We start from the raw sequence: 21,517 nt of genomic DNA, 5'->3' as shown, positions 1-21,517 counted from the left end.
TTAATGAACAAAAAAATTTAATCTAAATGCTATTTTCTCTCTACTTTCTTAATTTTTAAGCAGTTATCTAACCATTACTCATACCGTTAATATCAATTTACATTGTTTTACATCGAGAGGACTGTTGATTAATGTCATAATATTAATGGTATAAATGAAAACAGCTGATCGCTAAGAGCACATTATATGAAAGTAAACAGGCACTTTAGCCTTACCTTTGTCTTCGGGTTTCCCGCAGTGATCGCCGCGATGCTACTTGGCCTAATAGGAAAGAACCACTTTGACGCGGTAGAAAAAGACATCAGCAGCGAATTCAACCGTATTGAAGACGTGTTCAAAGGAACCACTAAAGTTGTCACCGCCTTAGACTACAGTTTCTCAAATTACTACAAATCCGGTAATCCTCTTTTCCTCGACCACAACAAGCAAGTGGTTGATGGTCTTTGCCGTATTTGGCCTATCGATAGCCTGCTTCTTGCCGATGGCAAAACTACCGACATTCCTTCAGTTGATATTGATTATATGCTGGTCGGTGAAGAATCTTTGTGTACAGAAACCAGCGGTACTTATAAAAGTGCTTCCGAGAAAATAGCTCTAGCACCTATTCTTTCATTTCTCTCTCAACTTGATGAATTCCACAATGGTGTGCATTTTATTGATAAACGCGGATACGTTATTTCGTCACCGGAAGATTTTGCTAAAAGGTTAGGAAAGGAATTACTTTCGACCATCAAAAGCCGTCCATATTGGCAAAGAACTGCTAACAACCCAGATCTACTGACTTTATCTGGCCCTGCATATCGGTTTGATTCCCTTGACCGAATTATTAGTATGACGATTCCCGTGTTCCATCAAGGAGTGCACCAAGGGATGCTCTCAGTAGATATTGATGCTGACAGGTTACTCGCGAGCTCTAATGAGCATCTAGCGGGTCGGATCGATATTATTGATACGACTTTAGCTAACCCGATTGATACGGCCACGTTCTACCACGAGATTAAGCTAGAAGGGGTCGCGTCTCATCATGCGATGTACTACGAGTTGGATCTTGCTAGCGAAGTGGAGCACTTTTTCGTTTATGAAAAAGACAGCCTAATCGTCGCTATTATCGTGTACCTGTTCTCGGTTACGATTTTCTTTTATGTTAACTCCAATATTGAACGTGGTTACTTCAAAGAACTAGCAGCTAAAGACCCAATGACAGGGTTATTGAATCGACGAGGCTTAGAAGCGTTTTGGCGCAGCGTAGAGCACGATCAACTGTTTGCCTTAACGGTATTTGATATCGACGATTTTAAGTCAATTAATGATACTCATGGACACGATAAAGGTGATGATGTGATTTGTTATATGTCACGTCAAATTAGTAACAGTGTTCGAAGTAGTGATGTGGCAGCACGGTTTGGCGGAGAAGAGTTTGTCGTTTATATGAAAGGCGATGATCGTGAGACGCTGATAAGGACACTAGAACGTGTAAAAAATGCGGTCTGCGCTAACTCGGCCGACATTGTCCCTAATGGATTTACGGTATCTGGCGGTGTTTGTATTGTTGAAACAGAGCAAAACAAGCTTAACTTTGAAGAGATATTTAAATACGCCGATGAAAAACTGTACGTGGCTAAGACTACGGGTAAAGACCGGATCGTATTTTAGCCACGCTATGAGGTTCAATATCGCGATAGGGGGGAACTAACTCAAACAGGTTGGTGGTATTCTTCTTGGTAACGTTGAAGGCGCTCTACAATGGGTGGCGCTTTTTTGAAAGTACGAATTTCTTTAAATAGTTCGTTCGCTTCAGGGTAGCCTTTACTTAAATAGACAAACCATTGTTTCACTCTATTGGGGTAGTACATGCCTTTATCCCCTTTAATTTGAAACTCGGAATAGCGCAGTAAAAGTGCGATTACTTTATCCCATGGCATTTTCTGGTGGTTGTGCTTAACAACGTTGCCAAGATTGGGAATATTAAAAGCGCCGCGGCAGACCATCAATGAATCAACACCTGTGGTTTCTATGCAATCTTGACCATCTTGGTAGTTCCAGATTTCCCCATTAGCAATCAACGGCAGAGAGGTTTTCTCTCTTATTTGATTGATGTAATCCCATTTGATTTCACTGGCTTTATAGCCGCCAACTTTGGTTCTTGCATGCACGGTGAGTTCATCAGCTTTTGCTTGCTCGATAGCGTCGACAATTTCAAAGCACTCTTCCGGATGCTCCCAACCCAATCGGATTTTTGCGGATACGGGAATATGTGCTGGTACCGCTTCTCGACAGGCGTTCACCACTTGATAGATTAGCTCTGGCTCTTTTAGCAGTGAAGCCCCGCCATTACTTTTGTTTACCGCTTTTGCCGGGCAACCAAAATTAAGATCAATGCCTTTAGCGCCTAAGCTTGCCGCTTGAAAAGCATTTTCGGCCATCCAATTCGGGTGTTGCCCTAGAAGTTGCAGATGGATTGGCACACCTGCCATAGTTTGAGAACCTTGATGTAATTCTGGGCAAATACGGTGGAACACATGCGGAGGAAGAAGTTGATCAACGACGCGCACAAACTCTGTCACACAGAGATCGTAATCATTGATCTCTGTAAGAATCTCACGCATTAGGTGGTCTAGTACGCCCTCCATAGGGCCAAGTATTACTCGCATGCTGCTTTACCGAAACTGAGTGGACCGAAAAATTTGAGGCGTGATTGTACGGTTTGCTTACAGGATTGTCACTATGAGTATGGTTTACCTGTCTTGAGTGTATGCTACCCGGCTTGATGATGGTTTATCGCTTAATAGCGACATCTTGGGGAGTATGGCGTTATAATATCGAAAATGCCCCAATATTCAGAGCTTTCATGACATATCAATTATTAAGCCTACCGGAATCAATCACTGACATAACTCCACAGTTCATTGAAGGTTCAATCCTTGCTTCCAACTTAGCGACCAAACCACTCGATCCAGAAGAATGGTTAGCTATCGTTGCACCTGAAACAGGTAAAGAGCTTGTAACAATCGTGACGGAACAGATTAATCGCCAGCACAACCTGATTCAGCGTAGTGAATACTTACTGACAGACGTACTTGTTGATGGTGACTTTAACGAGCAATTCGCGGATTTCGCTGAAGGCTTTATGATGGTTTGGCCAACAGTGGAAGAGCAGTGGCAAAGTGTGACTGTCGCGGATGGTACTCTGCGTATGCTGCAAGCACTCCTAACAACCTTGATGCTTGGGATTGATGAAGAGCAAACTCAGCAACAAATGGTCGCGGCCGGGCTCGAGAATCCACCAGCGCTTGCCGATTTAATCGATCAGATAGATCTGATGATTTCAGAGGTTGCAATGGCGGCTGATGAGGCGATGCTGGGTAATAAGTCACAGAGTGTGAACCCATTTAAAGATATCGGTCGAAACGACCCTTGCCCATGTGAAAGCGGCAAAAAGTTTAAACAATGCTGTGGCAAAAACAGCTAATCACGGCTTGTTGAGTAACTGACATTCTTTAAGTGATAAAAAGCTTAAGCGATAAAAAAGTCGACCTTGTGGTCGACTTTTTTGTTGTTCTAATTTAGATGATCTAGTGTTAATCGTTTTTCGATTTTACAAATTGAGATATAACCACAAAACCGAAAGCAACCAAGTTGCCCGCAAAGATAATCACTAGCCATTGAGGCATTGAAAGCTCTAAGAACTGCCATACCACCTTGCTACAGTCACCGTAAGCTTCAAACATCCACGGAGCCCATTGGTTTAAAGGTGCCCAGCTAGGGAAAGTAACGAATAAATCACAGGTTGCGAAAGGAGACGGATTAAACTGGTAATCGACGTGCTCTAAAGCCAACGTCAAACCTTTGTAGGCGCCAAATCCCCAACCAGCAAGGCCTAACCAACGTGATATCGGGTTATTCGGAGCAATAGCACCAATCATTGCAGCGACACCGATAGCAAGCATAGCAACGCGCTCATAGATGCACATCACACAAGGGCCAAGCATCATCACGTGTTGAAAGAAGAGAGCGCATGCCTCAAAAAAGACAATAAAAGCCAGCAGTAAAAGCCAAGATAAACGTCCCTTAGAGAAGTCTTTGAGCATTGCAAAAAAGTTCACGAATTTAATCCCGTCTATAAAATAAAAAAGCTCTGAATACTCAGAGCTTTTTATCTTGGATAAGTTTCCTAATCAACTAATATTTTTGATTAGTTAGACACACTTATTGTGCCTTGCTAAACAAAATCGGATTAGTGACCACCAGAGATAACTGGAGCGATAACCTCACCAGTACGCTGAATGATCCAACCTGCATCGTAGAACCAAGCAGTCATCGGCTCAACAAAGAACACGATACCAGCAAGGCCAACAAGAGCCAGTACGATAGTATATGGCAAAGCCATGATAACCATGCGGCCATAAGATAGTCGAATTAGCGGAGCAAGTGCTGATGTTAATAGGAATAGGAATGCAGCTTGGCCGTTTGGCGTAGCAACTGAAGGTAGGTTCGTACCTGTGTTGATAGCAACAGCAAGTAGGTCGAACTGATCACGAGTAATGATGCCTTCAACCAGTGCTGTTTTCACTTCGTTGATGTATACCGTACCTACGAACACGTTATCTGACACCATCGATAAAATACCGTTGGCCACATAGAATAGTGCAAGCTGTGCGCCTTTATCTTCAACGTGAAGTACTGCATCGATCACTGGTTTAAATAGTGATTGGTCGATGATTACAGCAACAACAGCGAAAAAGACGGCAAGAAGTGCAGTAAATGGCAGTGCTTCTTCAAAGGCTTTACCCATTGAGTGTTCTTCGATAACGCCAGTAAACGCCGTTGCTAGGATGATAACTGAAAGACCAATCAAACCAACTTCAGCGACGTGAAGTGCAAGGCCGACAATAAGCCAAACTGCGATTGCACTTTGAACCCATAGTTTTGCTACGTCTTGTTTTGTACGATTTGCGCGTTCTTTGTTGTCAAATTCAACTAAGATTTGGCGAACATTATTTGGTAACTCCGCACCGTAGCCAAATACTTTGAATTTCTCTACAAGTGCACAAGTTAGAATACCGCAGAAGAAAACAGGCAGTGTTACAGGTAGCATACGGATGATAAATTCCCCGAATTCCCAGCCTGCTTGTTTAGCAATCACTAAGTTTTGTGGCTCGCCTACCATGGTCATTACACCGCCGAGTGCAGTACCCACACCAGCGTGCATAAGTAGTGAACGTAGGAAAGCACGGTAGTTTTCTAAATCATCACGTGTAAGCTCAGAGATCTCTTCATCATGTGTATGATCGTGCGCTGACGTTGTGCCCTTACCTGATGCAACCTTGTGGTAGATAGAATAGAAGCCAACCGCAACGCTAATAACAACGGCGATTACTGTTAGAGCATCTAAGAATGCTGACAAGAAAGCAGCTGCGATACAGAAAGCGACAGAGAGTAGGATTTTGGATTGAATGCCAAGCAGGATCTTCGTGAAAATGAACAAAAGAAGTTCTTTCATGAAATAGATGCCAGCAACCATGAATACTAATAAGAGTAAAACTGGAAGGTTTGCTTGTAGCTCATGATAAACCATTTCGGGTTTGGTCATGCCAATGGCGACCGCTTGAATTGCCAATAAACCACCCGGTTGAAGAGGGTAGCATTTTAGAGCCATAGCTAGAGTGAAAATAAACTCAACCACTAATAGCCAGCCCGCAACAAATGGGTCAACTAGGAAGAAAACAAACGGGTTGATGATTAAAAAGGAAATGATGGCAAGTTTATACCAATCAGGAGCCTTACCAAGGAAGTTCTTGATAAAAGCGTTTCCGAGAGACATCGGCATGTTAATACTCTTTTATGTTGATTATGAATAGATAAGCAATACAACATTTGAGAATCGAGCTATAGAGGTTGTTAAAAACTATAACTAACAGTGACTTAGAAAAACTACATTCCATGTAATGTTCTGTGGTCTTGCCAAGTCACTCCCTTAGAAACTCAAGCACTGCTAATTTTTGAGCGCAACTCTACTCTTAGATAACATTTAGTCAACAGGAAAACCCCTGTAGCCCTAAAAATACCTCTTTTTTGTTGAGAAACGCGATCAAAGTAGCGCAAGCATACCACTTAAAATGTGATAAAAACCGACTAGAATCAATATTTCAGCGAAATGATTGAAATTAACAGAATAACGACGGTTTATATATGATTATTACAACTTAATATTGCAAATTAATAACTTTGAAATTATGACCAATCTCATTGATTTTAAAGAAAATTTGTTGTGTTAATGATTTGTTGAAATGGTGGTTTATCGTTGCTTGCTTTTCAAACCTAGGGTGCAAACGTGTGCTGAACTTTAGAGTTTTAACTCTACTGGTGTTTTGGGGGAGTAAAATTTTTGAGGGTGTTTCCGCTGGGTGTGAACTAGTGGTATGATGAGTAAATTAGAACAGAATAATTAAATTGGATTGAAGTGTAGATGGTCATTAAGGCTAAAAGCCCGGCAGGATTTGCAGAAAAGTATATCATTGAAAGTATTTGGAATGGCCGTTTCGCTCCAGGTTCTATCTTGCCCGCAGAGCGTGAGCTTTCTGAGCTGATTGGTGTTACACGTACTACGCTTCGTGAAGTACTTCAGCGTCTTGCTCGTGATGGTTGGTTGACAATCCAACACGGTAAGCCAACTAAAGTTAACCAGTTTATGGAAACGTCAGGTCTTCATATTCTTGATACATTAATGACGTTGGATGTTGATAACGCAAGCAAAATGGTAGAAGACTTACTTGCTGCACGCACCAATATCAGCCCTATTTTTATGCGTTATGCATTTAAAGCAAATAAAGAAGCTTCTGAGCGTACGATTACTAATGTGATCGAATCCTGTGAAGCTTTACTTGCGGCACCGACATGGGATGAATTCCTAGAGTCTTCCCCGTACGCTGACAAGATCAAACAATCAGTGAAAGAAGACGCAGAAAAAGATGAAACGAAGCGTCAAACGATCTTAGTTGCTAAAACTTTTAACTTCTACGATTACATGCTTTTCCAACGTTTAGCATTCCATTCAGGTAACCAAATTTATGGCCTGATCTTCAACGGTGTTCGTAAATTGTACGACCGTGTTGGCAGCTACTACTTTTCTAACCCAGAAGCTCGTCGCTTAGCCATGGAGTTCTACAAAGATTTGTTTGTTATTTGTGAAAGTGGTGAGCGTGAAAACTTGCCACTTGTGATTCGTAACTACGGTATCGCAAGTGCACAGATTTGGAACGAGATGAAAACAACGTTACCAACAAACTTTACTGAAGACGACAGCTAAGTCTTTTCATTAAAGTCCTGTTAGGTTGGTTTACTTATTAAGTAAACGACGTAAAGAAAACGAAAAAGCGGCGAGATAATCAAATTATCTCGCCGCTTTTTATTTATCGATAGTTGGTGAAAACTTATCAATAGGCAGTAACTTACCAGTGGCCAGCAACTATCTATAAGTAGTCATTTATCTATCTATGATGAGTAACTTACCCTGCAAACTCTTCTGAGTCTGGACGGTTAGTAAATTGCACGCCATTTAGAAAATCGCAAAGTAGTTGGTCTTCACATACTTTGTAGTTCTTATTCTCTGGCTTACGGAAGTAGGCACCAATTTCGTACTTACTTAGGCTGATGCCTACCACTTCTAATATATCTAACACATCTTCTGCTTTCATGTTCAACGCAATACGTAGCTTCATGAAAATCATGTTGTTAGTCAGAGCAACTTCAGGTTTAGGCTGAACACCCTCTTTTTTGCCACGCTTAAGGTTGATAAAACCATTTAGAAATACCGCTAACTCTTTATCTTTCATCGTAGAGCATGACTTGTCGTTGTCTTCTTTTAGCCAGTTGATCACTTGGTCATGAGCAACGGTCATATCAGCTTGCTCGATAGCTTTAATGATCTGTGCATTTTTAAGGTTTAGCGCGTGTTGAATACGACGCAAGATTTCGTTGTTAGTCACTGGGGATTCCTAAAGAGGGTTTGGAGAGTAAAGAGGTGTTGGTTAGCCCGTTATCGTCGACAAACCAATTTCTACTCTACATAGCATAGTTGACGGCGACTCTAACAGAGAACGCTTATTTTCGGTAGATATAAAAAATCCCCAATGCTTATTAACTCATTCAAGTTAAAAGTGCATTAGGGATTTCGCTATGAGTGCTTGTTATCTGACTGAAGCCAGAATTACATTACACGCATACCAGGTTGAGCACCTTCGTGTGGCTCAAGGATCCACAGGTCGCTGCCACCAGGGCCCGCGGCTAGGATCATGCCTTCAGACATACCAAACTTCATCTTACGCGGTTTTAGGTTTGCGACCATTACGGTTAGCTTACCTTCTAGCTCTTCAGGTTTGTATGCTGACTTGATGCCAGAGAATACTTGGCGAGTTTCACCACCGATGTCCAGTTGGAACTTCAGTAGTTTGTTCGCTTTTGGTACTTCTTCACATGAGATAATACGAGCAATACGCATATCGACTGCTGCAAAGGCATCGAACTCAATCTCGTCTGCGATTGGCTCTTTGTCTAGCTCAGTTTGGCTTGCTTGCTCTTTTTCAGCTTCTGCTTTTTCTTTCGCAGCTGCTTCTGCGGCTGCATCTTCTTTAGAAGACTCGATCATTGCTTCCACTTTCTTCGGATCAATACGGCTAAACAGCGCTTTGAACTTAGTGATTTCGTGATCAGTTAGCGGTGTAGCAATCGCTTCCCACGTTAGCTCTTCGTTTAGGAAAGCCTCAGTGCGAGCCGCAAGTTCTGGCATAACTGGTTTCAGGTAAGCCATGAGTACGCGGAATAGGTTAATACCTACAGAAGAGACTTCTTGAAGTTCTTTCTCTTTACCTTCTTCTTTTGCAAGAACCCAAGGTGCTTTTTCGTCGATGTATTGGTTAGCTTTGTCTGCTAGTGCAGTTACTTCACGAATAGCGCGGCTAAACTCACGAGTTTCGTAAAGTTGACCGATACGCTCAGCCGCTGCTACGAATTCGTTGTAAAGTTCTGGTTCTGCAAATTCAGCAGAAAGCTTGCCTTCGAAACGCTTAGTGATGAAGCCTGCGTTACGAGAAGCCAAGTTAACAATCTTGTTTACTACGTCAGCGTTTACACGTTGAGTGAAGTCTTCAAGGTTAAGGTCAAGATCGTCGATACGGCTGTTTAGCTTAGCAGCGTAGTAGTAACGTAGACACTCAGGGTCTAGGTGATTTAGGTACGTGCTTGCTTTGATGAATGTGCCTTTCGACTTAGACATCTTAGCGCCGTTCACGGTTACGTAGCCGTGTACGAATACGTTGTTTGGCTTGCGGAAGCCAGAACCTTCTAGCATTGCAGGCCAGAATAGGGAGTGGAAGTACACAATGTCTTTACCGATGAAGTGGTAAAGCTCAGTTGTGCTATCTTTCTTCCAGTACTCGTCGAAGTTTAGATCGTCACGCTTGTCACATAGGTTCTTGAAAGAAGCCATGTAGCCAACTGGCGCATCTAGCCATACGTAGAAGAACTTGTCTTTTTCGCCTGGGATTTCGAAGCCGAAGTAAGGCGCATCACGTGAGATATCCCACTGTTGCAGGCCAGACTCAAACCATTCCTGCATTTTGTTTGCAGTTTCATTCTGTAGAGAGCCAGAACGAGTCCACTCTTTAAGCATGCTTTCGAACTGAGGTAGGTCGAAGAAGAAGTGCTCAGAATCTTTCATTACTGGAGTTGCGCCAGAAACCGCTGATTTAGGGTTAATTAGCTCAGTTGGGCTGTATGTCTCACCACAGTTATCACAGTTATCACCATACTGGTCTTCTGACTTACACTTAGGGCAAGTACCTTTTACGAAGCGGTCTGGTAAGAACATCTCTTTCTCAGGATCGAAAAGCTGAGAAATAGTACGGCTAGAAATGAAGCCGTTCTTTTTAAGTTCTAGATAGATGTGAGAAGCCAGTTCACGGTTCTCTTCGCTATGTGTGCTGTGGTAGTTATCAAAACTGATATCAAAGCCAGCGAAGTCTTTTTGGTGCTCTTCACTAACAGCAGCGATCATCTCTTCTGGCGTGATACCCATCTGTTGAGCTTTAAGCATAATTGGCGTGCCGTGAGCATCGTCAGCACAGATGAAGTTTACAGTGTTGCCACGTAGACGCTGGTATCGAACCCAGATATCAGCTTGGATATGCTCAAGCATATGGCCAAGGTGAATAGAGCCGTTAGCGTACGGAAGCGCACAAGTTACCAAAAGTTGTCTTGGATCAGTTGCCATACTTAATAATTCGCTTTTTTGATAGGTATAAATTTTGAGAGGTAATACTACTTTATAACGTGTGATACGCCAAGGTATCAGACAAAGGATTCCCTTAGTTTTTTAGGGGTTCAGTCTTCATCTCGTGGGTGATAGCATAAATAAAAAAAGGAGCCCCAATGCGTAACTTTACTTCTAAGCAAGATTTCTGTTCATGGTTGAATGAGTTCGAGTCACCAATCCTCATCCCAGAGTGGGCGCTACACCAAAATATTGTATCGGTTGATCCTCGTGGGTCATTTGTCATTACCTTGCCTTTTGCAGCTAATCAGCTCGCGGTTGAATTGGAACAGTGGATCAACTCCCAGATTGAACAACAGCTTGTCAGCACTTTTCAGTTTGAAGTAAAAGTGAAGCCGTCTGCGCTAGAAACTACAGTCGCAACACCATTGAAAGGCGTTAAGAACATTATCGCCGTGACGTCGGCAAAGGGTGGGGTGGGTAAATCGACAACTTCGGTAAACCTTGCGCTTGCGTTATCTAAGTCAGGTTCAAAAGTGGGCTTGTTGGATGCGGATATCTATGGTCCATCTGTGCCTATGATGCTTGGTCAACTAGACGCAAAACCAGAAGTACAGAACAACAAATGGATGATGCCAATCGAGGCGCATGGCATTTTCACTCATTCTATTGGCTATCTTGTGTCGAAAGATGATGCTGCAATCTGGCGTGGCCCAATGGCAGCGAAGGCTTTAGGTCAGCTTGTTAACGAAACCGTATGGCCTGATTTAGATTACCTTGTTATCGATATGCCACCGGGCACAGGTGATATTCAGCTCACACTTTCACAGCAAATCCCAGTAACGGGCGCGGTAGTCGTGACGACACCTCAAGACTTGGCTTTAGCCGATGCACGTAAAGGTGTAGCGATGTTCGATAAAGTGAGCGTGCCAGTTGCAGGCTTAGTGGAAAACATGAGTTACCATATTTGTAGTCACTGTGGCGAAAAAGAGCATATCTTCGGTGCTGGTGGTGCAGAAGCCATGTCGGAAGAGTTCTTTCTCGATATTTTGGCGCAAATTCCACTGCATATTGATGTAAGGGAAGACATCGACGCGGGCTGCCCAACGGTTATACGCCGCCCGGACAGCGAACACACTCGTCATTACCTAGAATTGGCTGAAAATGTGGCTGCGAAAATGTTCTGGACGGGAAAAGCGAGACCGGAAGCGATCAACTTTTCTATGGTTGATTAGAGTAGATAAGTCTTAAGGCCGTATAAATAATGTTTGGGTGAGATAAATAGCTTTTGTATTTGGCTAAAGAGCCGTTGGGTTTGTGCAAATAGTTGTACGCCAGTTATTCGAAAGCAAACGATTGTATTCATTTAATGTATAGATAACATCAATTTGACTGCAATTAGCTAGAATGGCGACTAGAATCTATGTTGTTTAGCCCCTATAATCAGGCGGTTTATCTCTTCCCACCACCAAACCATATCGGGTGCAAAATTAATGTCTGATAATAATCAATGTGTCATCGTAGGTATCGCTGGCGCTTCAGCATCAGGAAAAAGTCTGATTGCTAGTACAATTTATAATGAGTTGCGCGAGAAAGTAGGCGACCATCAAATTGGTGTTATCACGGAAGATTGCTACTACAGCGACCAAAGCCACTTGAGTATGGAAGAGCGTGTTAAAACTAACTACGATCACCCAAATGCACTGGATCATGATCTATTATGTGAACACCTACAGCAGCTAATGAGTGGCAATGCGGTAGAAGTTCCTGAATACAGCTACACAGAACACACACGTACCTCTGAAACGACTACACTTACACCTAAGAAAGTGATCATTTTAGAAGGTATTCTGCTTCTAACAGACCCGCGTCTTCGTAAACTAATGCACGCAAGCGTGTTTATGGATACACCGTTAGACATCTGTCTACTACGCCGTGTTAAGCGTGATGTAGAAGAACGTGGTCGTACAATGGACACGGTACTTAAGCAATATCAAGAAACAGTACGTCCAATGTTCATGCAGTTTATCGAGCCTTCAAAACAACATGCAGACATCATCGTTCCTCGTGGTGGTAAAAACCGCATTGCGATTGACGTGCTAAAAGCGCACATTGCGAAGTTGTTGAAGTCTTAATCGAATAAAATTTTGCCTAAGTGACTCACTTAGCTTTATTTTTTACCGAATCAGTGGCACTTTTATAGTGCCACTTTCTTTTGGAATCTAAGCAAGGAATATGCGGATGAAGAAACTACTCATTTTCATAGCTGTACCAGTATTTGTTGTCGTTGCAGCAATTCTGGCACTAGTGCTGTTAGTGAACCCTAACCAATTTAAGCCATTAATTGTCGAACAAGCCCAAAAACACACAGGCCTAGAGCTCGTGATTGAGGGCGATATCAGCTGGCAATTATTCCCATCTATTGGCTTCGAACTTGGTCAAACTGAATTACGTAACCCTGAAGGATTCACCCAACCAAACCTGTTTAAGGTTGATACCGTTGGCGTTGATGTTTCGGTTACCCCGCTATTTAGCAACCAACTAGAGATCGGCAACATTACTCTAGATGGTGCAGAATTCTATTTAGAAACGCTTAAAGATGGTCGTAAGAATATCGACGCGCTAACTCAAGCATCAGCTCCTCAAGAGTCTGAGCCTGCAGCTGACGCAAGTTCTGAATCAACACCTGCGCCCCAAGAGCAAAGTGCTACAGACGCATCTGGCTGGACGATCAACCTTGCCGGCGTCACTGTTTCAAATGCGTTGTTTGAGATGGACGACAAGCAAGCAGGTTCATTCACTAAGCTATACGATGTGTCTTTGAATCTTTCTGAGTTTGCCGTTGATACATGGACAACCGCGACATTTGCCGCTTCTGGTGAAAACAATCAACAGAAGTTCTCTGCAAACGGTAGTGCAGAATTCAAATTAGCGGAAGGCTTCGCAAGTTACGCACTGCGTAATATTGACTTAAACGCTAAGTTCAATGATCCAACGACGTCGATTGAGTCAGCAAAGATTGGATTGAATACGTTTGAGTTCGATAAGGTAAACCAACTGACTTACGCTGTAATCGGTAATGCGGCTGGCCTTGATCTTGATCTTAAAGGTGGCGGCAAACTTACCGTCGATAGCGCGATTTCAAAAGTAACGCTGAACAAATTAACGTTAGACTCAACATTCAAAGGCGACACGCTTCCTCAGTCTCCAATGAAAGTCGACATGCTGTCTGATTTAAGCTTCGATCTTAATAAGAGCCACCTGAGCTTTGTGTTAGAGAAGCTACAAGCTAACGCTATTGCTTTAGACGGTAAAGCAGACGTAACCCTATCTGAAATACCAAAGGTTCGTTTCTCTCTTCATAGCCCGAATATTGATTTAGATGAGTTCTTAGGCTTAGGCAACTCAACAGAAACTGCAAGCACCGCGCCTTCGGATTCTGCTGGTGGCTCAACTTCAAGTGCTGGCAGCTCGGCTCCAGCGAAAGAAGTCGAACCTGACCTTTCTGCATTGAAAACGCTCGACGTGAAAGGTGACATCACAATTGATAAGTTCAAGGCGAGCAATGCGAAGATGCAGAATGTTAAAACGGCATTTTCGGTTAACCGTGGTATCGCAGAGCTAACCTCATTCACATCGAATCTTTACCAAGGTTCTATTTCTGCGACCGCTAAGCTAGACGCTCGTAAAACACCAGCGACTTACACTGCTAAGAAGAAAATTAGAGGTGTGAAGGTTCAACCGTTACTGGTTGATGTAGCGAACAACGACATGCTGGAAGGGACGGGTAATATCGATGTTAACGTTAAAGGTAAGAGCCTTACGCCAACAGGAATCAAGAAGAACCTAGTCGGCACGATCGTGATTAACTTTGAAGATGGTGCGGTGAATGGCATCAACGTTGCTCAATTGATTCGAGAAAATTACGCTAAGATCAAAGGCGAAAAAGTCGAAAGCAAAGATGAGGCTCAAAAGACGGATTTCAGCGCAATGAAAGCGACACTGAAAGTTGATAAGGGTTGGGTTTCAACGAACGACTTATCGGCACAGTCACCACTGCTACGCGTGACAGGTCAAGGTAAAGCAAACTTCATTAATGAAACGGTCGACTTCCTTGTACGTACATCGATTGTTGGTTCGCTTGAAGGCCAGGGCGGTAAGAACATTGATGACCTGAAAGATGTGACCATCCCAATTAAGGTGACAGGCCAATGGGCTGACCCGAAATTTGCGCTTGTTTTTGATGATGTGTTGAAGCAAAAAGCACAAAAAGAGATTGACCGTGGTGTGAATAAGCTAACGGATAAGATCAAAGACGAGAAGACCAAAGAAGCGGTTGACGGTTTGTTGAAAGGTTTCTTTAACTAAACCTTTCTAACTCGCATATAAAGAAGCGCCACTCCTGTTGCAGGAGTGGCGCTTTTTTTGGATGCTTATAATACTTTCTAGAGATTCCCTATGACACTCGTCCTAGGGAATGACGATAGGTGCTCGTCCTTTATTTAGGGGAGTAACACTAAAGAGTCGGGGATCTCTAGTTGAATGCGATTACCAGTCAACGCCTTGCAGAGCTTTCACACCAGATTCAAAAGCGTGTTTTACGTTACGTACTTCTGATACCGTATCGGCCATGTCCGTTAAAGTGCGGTGCGCGCCACGGCCAGTAATGATTACTGACTGCATTTTAGGACGGTTATTCAGAGCTTCCACCACTTCATCCAGTTCGATATAGCCATAGCTAACCATGTAAGTCAGCTCATCAAACAGAATCACATCAATCGACTCATCGGCTAGCATGCGCTGACACTCTTTCCACACACGCTGCGCGGCTTCGATATCTTGAGCCTTGTTTTGGGTTTCCCAAGTGAAGCCGGTTCCCATAACTTGGAATTCCACATCCAGTTTTTGAAGAACGTTCTTTTCGCCGTTATCCCAAGTCCCTTTGACAAATTGTGCAACGGCACATTTCTTACCGTGACCAATTGCACGTGTAATGGTACCAAAACCGGATGTTGATTTTCCTTTACCGTTACCAGTAATAACCAGCAATAAGCCTTTCACTTCTTGTGCTGCAGCCACTCGTGCATCAACTTGTTCTTTTACTTTCTGTTGTCTTGCTTTATGGCGTTGTTCTTTGTTGTCTTCGGTCGACATAACAAATCCTTTTAAGTTGTGATTGCGCCTATCATAGCCTAACTTAACGATAGCAAAAACCATCGGAAGAACAGGTGATTATGGATGAAAAAGATACTCGTTGTTTGCATGGGGAATATTTGTCGTTCGCCAACAGGTGAAGCGGTGCTTAGAAAGAAAGCTCAACAGATGGATATTGATGTAACGGTCGACTCCGCGGGGACGATTGGCTTTCATCAAGGTAATCCACCAGATTCACGTTCTAAGTCAGCCGGTGAAAAGCGTGGCTACAGCTTTAAAGGTATTACGTCTCGCAAGGTAGTGATGAATGATTTTGATGGGTTTGATTTAATACTAGCCGCAGATAAGGCGAATTTAGATGATCTAACGAATCAGTGTCCAGCCCACCTTCAATACAAACTTGCGCTATTCTTGAGCTTTGGAGAGTCACAATATCAAGAGATACCGGATCCTTATTATGGTGAGGGAAATGGCTTTGAGTTGGTGTTGGATTTAATCGAAGAGTCTAGCGAAGCGATACTGCGTTCAATGTAGTGTAGAGGCTGTGTTCTTGGTTGGGCGATAAAGTATCAAGGTTCATCGATATAAAAAAGGCCGACATCGAATGTCGGCCTTTCTAAATCTAGCTTTAAGCCATGACTAAGCTTACTTAGACATTACTTTGTAGATTGGGTCTTCTGCAACGTTCGCTTCAACTAAGCTACCGGCTTTGTGCAGCATAGCTACACAGTCTTGGCTTAGGTGGCGAAGGTGAAGTGTTTTACCTAGTGCAGCGTAACGGTCAGCAATCGTGTCGATCGCTTCAATTGCAGAGTGGTCTGTTACGCGTGAGTTGGCGAAATCAACGATAACATCTTGTGGATCGTTGTATGCGTCAAACAATTCAAGGAAGTTAGCGGTTGAACCAAAGAAGATTGGGCCGTTAACTTTGTACTCTTTAGAGCCTTCAGCGTTAACTGATTTGTCTGCGTAGATGTGTTTAGCATGTTGCCATGCGAACATTAGTGCCGAAGCAACAACACCCACACCAACAGCGACCGCAAGGTCCGTTAGTACTGTTACCACGGTAACCAGAACGATAACGAAGAAATCTTGCTTAGGAACGCGACGTGCAAGCTTGAAGGTTGCCCATTCAAACGTACCGATAACAACCATGAACATTACGCCCACAAGTGCTGCTAGAGGAATCATTTCAATCAGTGCAGAACCAAACAGGATGAACATCAGTAGTGCGACTGCCGCTACGATACCTGAAAGACGACCACGACCGCCTGAGTTTACGTTGATCATCGATTGACCGATCATCGCACAACCACCCATCGCACCGAATACAGAACACGTTACGTTAGCCATACCTTGACCAACACATTCACGGTTAGATTGGCCACGAGTGTTTGTCATTTCGTCTAGTACCGTTAGTGTCAGTAGAGACTCGATCAGGCCGATAGCTGCAAGGATAATTGCGTATGGCAGGATGATCTGAAGTGTCTCGAAAGAAAACGGAACTGCAGGAATAGAGAACGTTGGTAGAGAGCCCGCTAGCGTAGCGGCTTCGTCACCAGACATAGTACGTAGGAAGTCAACAACAGTACGAGTTTCAAGATCAAGGCCTACAACCAAAGCCGTTACCGTTACAATAGCTACCAATGAAGAAGGTACTGCTGTAGTGAGTTTAGGTAGGAAGTGGATGATACCCATAGTGAGCGCGACTAGGCCTAACATCAGTGTCATTTGACCGCTTGGTAACCAAGTTAATGCACCCGTTACGTCTGGCGCTTTAAATTGACCAAGCTGAGCTAGGAAGATCACAATTGCCAAACCGTTCACGAAACCAATCATTACTGGGTGTGGAACGATACGGATAAATTTACCTAACTTGAATACACCCGCTGCAATTTGCAGAAGGCCAGCCAGCATAACGGCTGCGAATAGGTATTGAACGCCATGGGTTGCCACTAGGCTCACCATTACAACGGCCATTGCGCCAGTTGCACCAGAAATCATACCTGGACGACCACCGAAGACGGAAGTGATTAAACCTACGATGAGTGCTGCGTAAAGACCAACCATTGGGTCAACGCCAGCAACAAAGGCGAATGCTACGGCTTCAGGTACCAGAGCTAGGGCTACTGTAAGACCTGAAAGCACGTCATTCTTTACAGAGTGCTTTGAAAATTGTGGGAATTCGAACATGTTTGCTCAGCTATGCTAAAAATGGATTTACCGACACGAGTGTATTGCGTAGCCAAACAGTGATGGAAAAGAGCGGCAATAGCGAAGTGTCGAAAAGATAAGTGCGCGAATGCTACCCAAAAATGTGACTAAGTTCAAGGTTGAACCTAACTTTGAGTAATATATCTGTTAATTTTTATTCGACTAGTAGATATGAAAAAGGCTGCTTTAATAAGCAGCCTTTGATTCTATTTACTTGTGATTATCTATCAGTAATCGCTAGTAGTTTGGCTTAGTCATACCTGCGCCAGCTTGGTTCGACGCTGCCTGACTACCTGCACCTTTCGGTACAAAACGCTCAGTGCGGAACGGAGCTGCAACAACTTCAATCTCTTTGATCTCTTGTGGACCAGGAGCTTTAGTCATTGGAGAGCCTGCTTGCTTCTTAGCAACCGTTGCTTTTGGTGCAGCTTGAGGAGCTTCTGCTTTTACAACAGGCGCTTCTTCAACTTTTGCACTTTCAGCTTTAGGTGCTTCAGCTTCAACAACTGGTGTTGTCTCTTCTACTGCAACAGCCGCTTCGACTTTCGTCGCTTCTACAACCACTGGTGCTTCTTCAACGACTACAGGAGCTTCAGTTACCTGAGCTTCAGAGCGAGTTTCTTCAGCAACAACTGCGTCTTCACGAGAGATGATTACTTTACCCATAGCTAATTCAGGACAAGCAAAACCGCCAGCCATCACTACGTTGCTTTGAGGTGCATTCTCTTGAGCTGTATTTTGCTCTTGAGCTTGAACAGCAACTTGAGTTTCAGTAGCAACTTGAGCTTCAACAGCAACGTCCGTTTCAGCCACTTCAGGTTTTGTCTGATTGTGGTGAGGTTTTGGAATGAAGCGAGGCATCACTTTACCCATAGCCATTTCAGGAGAAGCTACACCACCTTTACGTAGGCGGAATGGGTTAGGGCGACGATCACGACCGCGACGACGACGTTGACCACTTGCACGTAGGTGACGTGGAGAACGACGGTTACGACGTTGCTTCGGCTCTTCCTGTTCTGTTTGCTCAGCATTTACTTGAGTTGCTTCTACTTGTTCCACAACTTTTTGTTCTTGAGCTACAGCTTGTTCGTGACTTGCTGTTTGTACCTTTTGCTCTTTTGAAGCGTTGTCGGCATTGTTGTCAGCTTCTGCTTGAGCTTGCTGGTCTTTAACTCGAACTAGTTTGTTCAGCTTACGACGTTGACGACGCTCTTTAATTTTCACAGCTTTTGCTTCAGGCTTCGCCTTTGGCGCTTCTGGTTTATCAGCTTGAGCTTCTGCCGCTAGCTGTAGACCTTCTTCTGCTAGTTTAGATGGTACTTGCTCTTCTTGTTGCTTCTGCTCATCACGTGGCTTATTGCGACGATCTTGCTTAGGCTTACGAGGCTGACGAGTTTGCTGAGGAGCTGCTTCTTTTTGCTCTTCAGGTTTCTCATCACGTACAGGTTTACGACGGCGTTTGTTGTCACGGTTTTCGTTGCGATTGTCGCCACGTTCGTTACGTTGTTCGCTACGGTCACCACGCTCGTTACGTTGTTCGCCACGGTCACCACGTTGGTTACGACGGCGGTTGTCGTTACGATCACGGCGTTGACGGTTACCGTTGTTGCGATTGTTCTTAGGTTTTTCTTCTTGCTTCTCTTCTTCTTTCTTCTCTTCTTGAGTTGAAGAGCCAAATAAGAAGCTACCGATAGCTTTGAAGAAACGACCAATTAGGCTAGGTTCTTGCGTTGCAGCTGGTTCAACTTTCTTCTCTTCAACAGCTTTAGGAGCTGGAGCTGGAGTAGGTGCTGATTGAGCTGGAGCCGCGAAACCTTTCAGAGCAGGCTCTTCGATCTTCTTAGGACGAATAGTCTGTTCTGCTGGTTCTTTGCTTTCTGCTTCTTTTAAAGCTTCTAGCTTGGTAGGCAGCAAGTAAGAGAGTAGATCGAACTCTTCACCTTCACGAACACGGATAACCTCAAAGTGTGGTGTTTCCATGTCAGAGTTAGGAACAACAGTGATCTTAACTTCTTGGTTCTTCTCGATGTGGTTTACTGAGCGACGTTTTTCGTTCAGAAGGTAAGAGGCGATTGGAACAGGCACAACAGCAAGTACTTGTGCTGTGTTGTCTTTCAGAGCTTCTTCTTCAATCAAACGTAGAACAGAAAGTGCTAGAGATTCGTTATCACGAACAACACCAGTACCTGTACAACGAGGGCAAATGTGGTGGCTTGCTTCTGCTAGTGATGGGCTCAAACGTTGACGAGACATCTCTAGAAGACCAAAGCGAGAAATACGACCAATCTGAACACGTGCACGATCTAAACGAACGGCATCACGTAGGCGGCTTTCAACTTCGCGTTGGTGGCGAACCGGAGTCATATCGATGAAGTCGATAACAACAAGACCACCTAGGTCACGTAGACGTAATTGACGTGCAATTTCATCGGCTGCTTCTAGGTTAGTGTTTAGCGCTGTTTCTTCAATATCGCTGCCCTTTGTTGCACGAGCAGAGTTGATATCGATAGAAGTTAGAGCTTCTGTTGGGTCGATCACGATAGAACCACCAGAAGGAAGACGAACTTCACGTTGGAAAGCTGATTCGATCTGGCTTTCAATCTGGTAATGGCTGAATAGTGGCACTTCACCATCGTATTTCTTAACGCGATTCATGAAATCTGGGCGTATTAATTGAATGTGCGCTTGTGCACGTTCAAAAATAGTATTGCTGTCGATTAGAATCTCGCCAATATCACGACGTAGATAGTCACGAATCGCACGAACGATAACGTTACTTTCTTGGTGAATAAGGAAAGGAGCTGCATTTGAATCAGAAGCTTGCTTAATAGCGCCCCAGTGATTCAATAGAACGTTCAAGTCCCACTCTAGCTCTTCTGCACTTTTGCCAACACCTGCTGTACGCACGATTAAGCCCATGCCTTGAGGAAGCTCAAGAGTGCTTAATGCTGCTTTCAGTTGAGTGCGTTCATCACCTTCGATACGACGAGAAATACCGCCAGCACGAGGGTTATTAGGCATAAGAACTAAGTAACTACCAGCCAAAGAGATGAAAGTTGTCAGTGCAGCGCCTTTGCTACCACGTTCTTCTTTCTCAACTTGTACGATTACTTCTTGTCCTTCTCTTAGCACTTCTTTAATGCTAGGACGGCCTTGATATGTATAACCTTCAGGGAAGTATTCGCGGGCAATTTCTTTAAGAGGGAGGAAACCGTGACGTTCTGCGCCGTAATCAACAAATGCCGCTTCTAGGCTTGGTTCAATACGGGTAATACGTCCTTTGTAGATATTCGCTTTCTTTGACTCGTGACCTGGACTTTCGATATCTAGATCGAACAGTCGCTGGCCATCAACCAAAGCGACACGCAACTCTTCTTTTTGAGTTGCGTTAATTAACATTCTTTTCATTTAGAAATTCTCATTGTCTTTTCTTATTTTCATCATTGGTCTTATCGCTTTATTCGTTTCTCATGGTGCCAGATCCCATGGCTTTATCGGTGCAGCCTCCCGGCTGGAGTAGGGATGCTCTGGGGCACGTCAGTCATCATAGGGAGTTAGCCTATGATCCGCGATGTGGCGGTGAATACTCAACATGAGTGTACGTGAGTAGAGCGATAAGGAACTCAGTTGACCGTGTCTTACGCCGATTGCAGCACTGTCTAATCTGAGTCATCTACTCATTTACTTGCTTATGAATGGTTAGCTGTTTAAATATTAGTCAATCCATTGATAGCAGCTGTGAACTATAGCAGTGGTCGGTAAACACAGCAATCTGCTTTGTCGTAATGCGGTAAAAAAAACAGTTTTTGTTTGGGTTTTGATAGCTCTAACTCACTGTCTATAAATAATTTATCAATTGATATTTTAATTTGCAGGAAGCTT

15 protein-coding genes are annotated in these 21,517 nt (G+C 43.7%); 7 read left to right on the top strand and 8 right to left on the bottom strand.

Annotated features, from left to right (window positions below):
- Positions 1–186: 186 nt before the first annotated feature.
- Positions 187–1,653, top strand: a complete 1,467-nt coding sequence (locus tag DUN60_RS09250; RefSeq protein WP_114633818.1) for a GGDEF domain-containing protein — start codon at positions 187–189, stop codon at positions 1,651–1,653.
- Between the two features lie 41 nt (positions 1,654–1,694).
- On the opposite strand, the gene dusC is transcribed toward DUN60_RS09250, so the two are convergent.
- Complete coding sequence (gene dusC / locus DUN60_RS09245; protein ID WP_114633817.1) at positions 1,695–2,651, bottom strand: tRNA dihydrouridine(16) synthase DusC; 957 nt, start codon at positions 2,649–2,651, stop codon at positions 1,695–1,697.
- 197 nt (positions 2,652–2,848) lie between these two features.
- Here dusC and DUN60_RS09240 point away from each other — a divergent pair, with 197 nt between their 5' ends.
- Positions 2,849–3,469 carry a YecA family protein gene (locus DUN60_RS09240; protein WP_017091557.1) on the top strand — a complete coding sequence of 207 codons (621 nt, stop codon included), beginning with the start codon at positions 2,849–2,851 and terminating at the stop codon, positions 3,467–3,469.
- A 109-nt stretch (positions 3,470–3,578) separates the two neighbouring features.
- Here DUN60_RS09240 and dsbB read toward each other — a convergent pair whose 3' ends face one another.
- Together dsbB and nhaB are read right to left on the bottom strand one after the other, a co-directional pair.
- Complete coding sequence (gene dsbB / locus DUN60_RS09235) at positions 3,579–4,088, bottom strand: disulfide bond formation protein DsbB (RefSeq protein WP_032545975.1); 510 nt, start codon at positions 4,086–4,088, stop codon at positions 3,579–3,581.
- 146 nt (positions 4,089–4,234) lie between these two features.
- A complete protein-coding gene (nhaB, locus tag DUN60_RS09230; protein ID WP_114633816.1) occupies positions 4,235–5,827 on the bottom strand; it encodes a Na(+)/H(+) antiporter NhaB in 1,593 nt (530 codons plus the stop codon).
- Positions 5,828–6,466: 639 nt separating this feature from the next.
- Here nhaB and fadR point away from each other — a divergent pair.
- A complete protein-coding gene (gene fadR, locus DUN60_RS09225) occupies positions 6,467–7,306 on the top strand; it encodes a fatty acid metabolism transcriptional regulator FadR (RefSeq protein ID WP_017084025.1) in 840 nt (279 codons plus the stop codon).
- Positions 7,307–7,505: 199 nt separating this feature from the next.
- On the opposite strand, the gene DUN60_RS09220 is transcribed toward fadR, so the two are convergent.
- Together DUN60_RS09220 and metG are read right to left on the bottom strand one after the other, a co-directional pair.
- The gene (locus DUN60_RS09220) at positions 7,506–7,985 is read right to left on the bottom strand and encodes a YehS family protein (protein WP_114633815.1); all 480 of its coding nucleotides are present in this window, start codon (positions 7,983–7,985) and stop codon (positions 7,506–7,508) included.
- A gap of 221 nt (positions 7,986–8,206) precedes the next feature.
- Positions 8,207–10,267, bottom strand: coding sequence for a methionine--tRNA ligase (metG, locus tag DUN60_RS09215; RefSeq protein ID WP_017111097.1), 2,061 nt, complete (start codon positions 10,265–10,267; stop codon positions 8,207–8,209).
- 158 nt (positions 10,268–10,425) lie between these two features.
- On the opposite strand from metG, the gene apbC reads away from it, so the two are divergent.
- The 3 genes from apbC to DUN60_RS09200 all read left to right on the top strand — a co-directional run bounded on the left by apbC (position 10,426) and on the right by DUN60_RS09200 (position 14,635).
- Entirely contained in the window at positions 10,426–11,502 is a 1,077-nt protein-coding gene (gene apbC, locus DUN60_RS09210) for an iron-sulfur cluster carrier protein ApbC (protein WP_054547250.1), read from the top strand.
- A gap of 258 nt (positions 11,503–11,760) precedes the next feature.
- Complete coding sequence (gene udk, locus DUN60_RS09205) at positions 11,761–12,402, top strand: uridine kinase (RefSeq protein ID WP_004734002.1); 642 nt, start codon at positions 11,761–11,763, stop codon at positions 12,400–12,402.
- Between the two features lie 106 nt (positions 12,403–12,508).
- Positions 12,509–14,635, top strand: a complete 2,127-nt coding sequence (locus tag DUN60_RS09200; protein WP_114633814.1) for an AsmA family protein — start codon at positions 12,509–12,511, stop codon at positions 14,633–14,635.
- 180 nt (positions 14,636–14,815) lie between these two features.
- Here DUN60_RS09200 and cobO read toward each other — a convergent pair whose 3' ends face one another.
- On the bottom strand, positions 14,816–15,421 hold the full coding sequence (gene cobO, locus DUN60_RS09195) for a cob(I)yrinic acid a,c-diamide adenosyltransferase (RefSeq protein ID WP_114633813.1): 606 nt from the start codon (positions 15,419–15,421) through the stop codon (positions 14,816–14,818).
- Between the two features lie 84 nt (positions 15,422–15,505).
- Between cobO and DUN60_RS09190 the strand changes: the two genes are divergently transcribed.
- On the top strand, positions 15,506–15,955 hold the full coding sequence (locus DUN60_RS09190; RefSeq protein ID WP_114633812.1) for a low molecular weight protein-tyrosine-phosphatase: 450 nt from the start codon (positions 15,506–15,508) through the stop codon (positions 15,953–15,955).
- A gap of 111 nt (positions 15,956–16,066) precedes the next feature.
- On the opposite strand, the gene DUN60_RS09185 is transcribed toward DUN60_RS09190, so the two are convergent.
- Together DUN60_RS09185 and rne are read right to left on the bottom strand one after the other, a co-directional pair.
- Positions 16,067–17,614: a SulP family inorganic anion transporter gene (locus tag DUN60_RS09185; protein ID WP_114633811.1), complete on the bottom strand. Its 1,548-nt coding sequence runs from the start codon at positions 17,612–17,614 to the stop codon at positions 16,067–16,069.
- Positions 17,615–17,872: 258 nt separating this feature from the next.
- A complete protein-coding gene (rne, locus tag DUN60_RS09180) occupies positions 17,873–21,043 on the bottom strand; it encodes a ribonuclease E (protein ID WP_114633810.1) in 3,171 nt (1,056 codons plus the stop codon).
- Positions 21,044–21,517: the final 474 nt, after the last annotated feature.

The sequence above is a fragment of the Vibrio splendidus genome (assembly GCF_003345295.1).
In the GTDB taxonomy this organism is placed as follows: domain Bacteria; phylum Pseudomonadota; class Gammaproteobacteria; order Enterobacterales; family Vibrionaceae; genus Vibrio; species Vibrio splendidus_K.
Note: the sequence above shows the minus strand (reverse complement) of the source record. Positions and strands in the feature narration are given on the sequence as shown.

What these genes read in the sequence shown, in the direction of transcription:
- nhaB (WP_114633816.1), bottom strand. Translation starts at nt 5,827, where the DNA reads ATGCCGATGTCTCTCGGAAACGCTTTTATCAAGAACTTCCTTGGTAAG.
- DUN60_RS09250 (WP_114633818.1), top strand. Translation starts at nt 187, where the DNA reads ATGAAAGTAAACAGGCACTTTAGCCTTACCTTTGTCTTCGGGTTTCCC.
- cobO (WP_114633813.1), bottom strand. Translation starts at nt 15,421, where the DNA reads ATGTCGACCGAAGACAACAAAGAACAACGCCATAAAGCAAGACAACAG.
- DUN60_RS09240 (WP_017091557.1), top strand. Translation starts at nt 2,849, where the DNA reads ATGACATATCAATTATTAAGCCTACCGGAATCAATCACTGACATAACT.
- fadR (WP_017084025.1), top strand. Translation starts at nt 6,467, where the DNA reads ATGGTCATTAAGGCTAAAAGCCCGGCAGGATTTGCAGAAAAGTATATC.
- DUN60_RS09200 (WP_114633814.1), top strand. Translation starts at nt 12,509, where the DNA reads ATGAAGAAACTACTCATTTTCATAGCTGTACCAGTATTTGTTGTCGTT.
- udk (WP_004734002.1), top strand. Translation starts at nt 11,761, where the DNA reads ATGTCTGATAATAATCAATGTGTCATCGTAGGTATCGCTGGCGCTTCA.
- metG (WP_017111097.1), bottom strand. Translation starts at nt 10,267, where the DNA reads ATGGCAACTGATCCAAGACAACTTTTGGTAACTTGTGCGCTTCCGTAC.
- rne (WP_114633810.1), bottom strand. Translation starts at nt 21,043, where the DNA reads ATGAAAAGAATGTTAATTAACGCAACTCAAAAAGAAGAGTTGCGTGTC.
- DUN60_RS09185 (WP_114633811.1), bottom strand. Translation starts at nt 17,614, where the DNA reads ATGTTCGAATTCCCACAATTTTCAAAGCACTCTGTAAAGAATGACGTG.
- apbC (WP_054547250.1), top strand. Translation starts at nt 10,426, where the DNA reads ATGCGTAACTTTACTTCTAAGCAAGATTTCTGTTCATGGTTGAATGAG.
- dusC (WP_114633817.1), bottom strand. Translation starts at nt 2,651, where the DNA reads ATGCGAGTAATACTTGGCCCTATGGAGGGCGTACTAGACCACCTAATG.
- dsbB (WP_032545975.1), bottom strand. Translation starts at nt 4,088, where the DNA reads ATGCTCAAAGACTTCTCTAAGGGACGTTTATCTTGGCTTTTACTGCTG.
- DUN60_RS09190 (WP_114633812.1), top strand. Translation starts at nt 15,506, where the DNA reads ATGAAAAAGATACTCGTTGTTTGCATGGGGAATATTTGTCGTTCGCCA.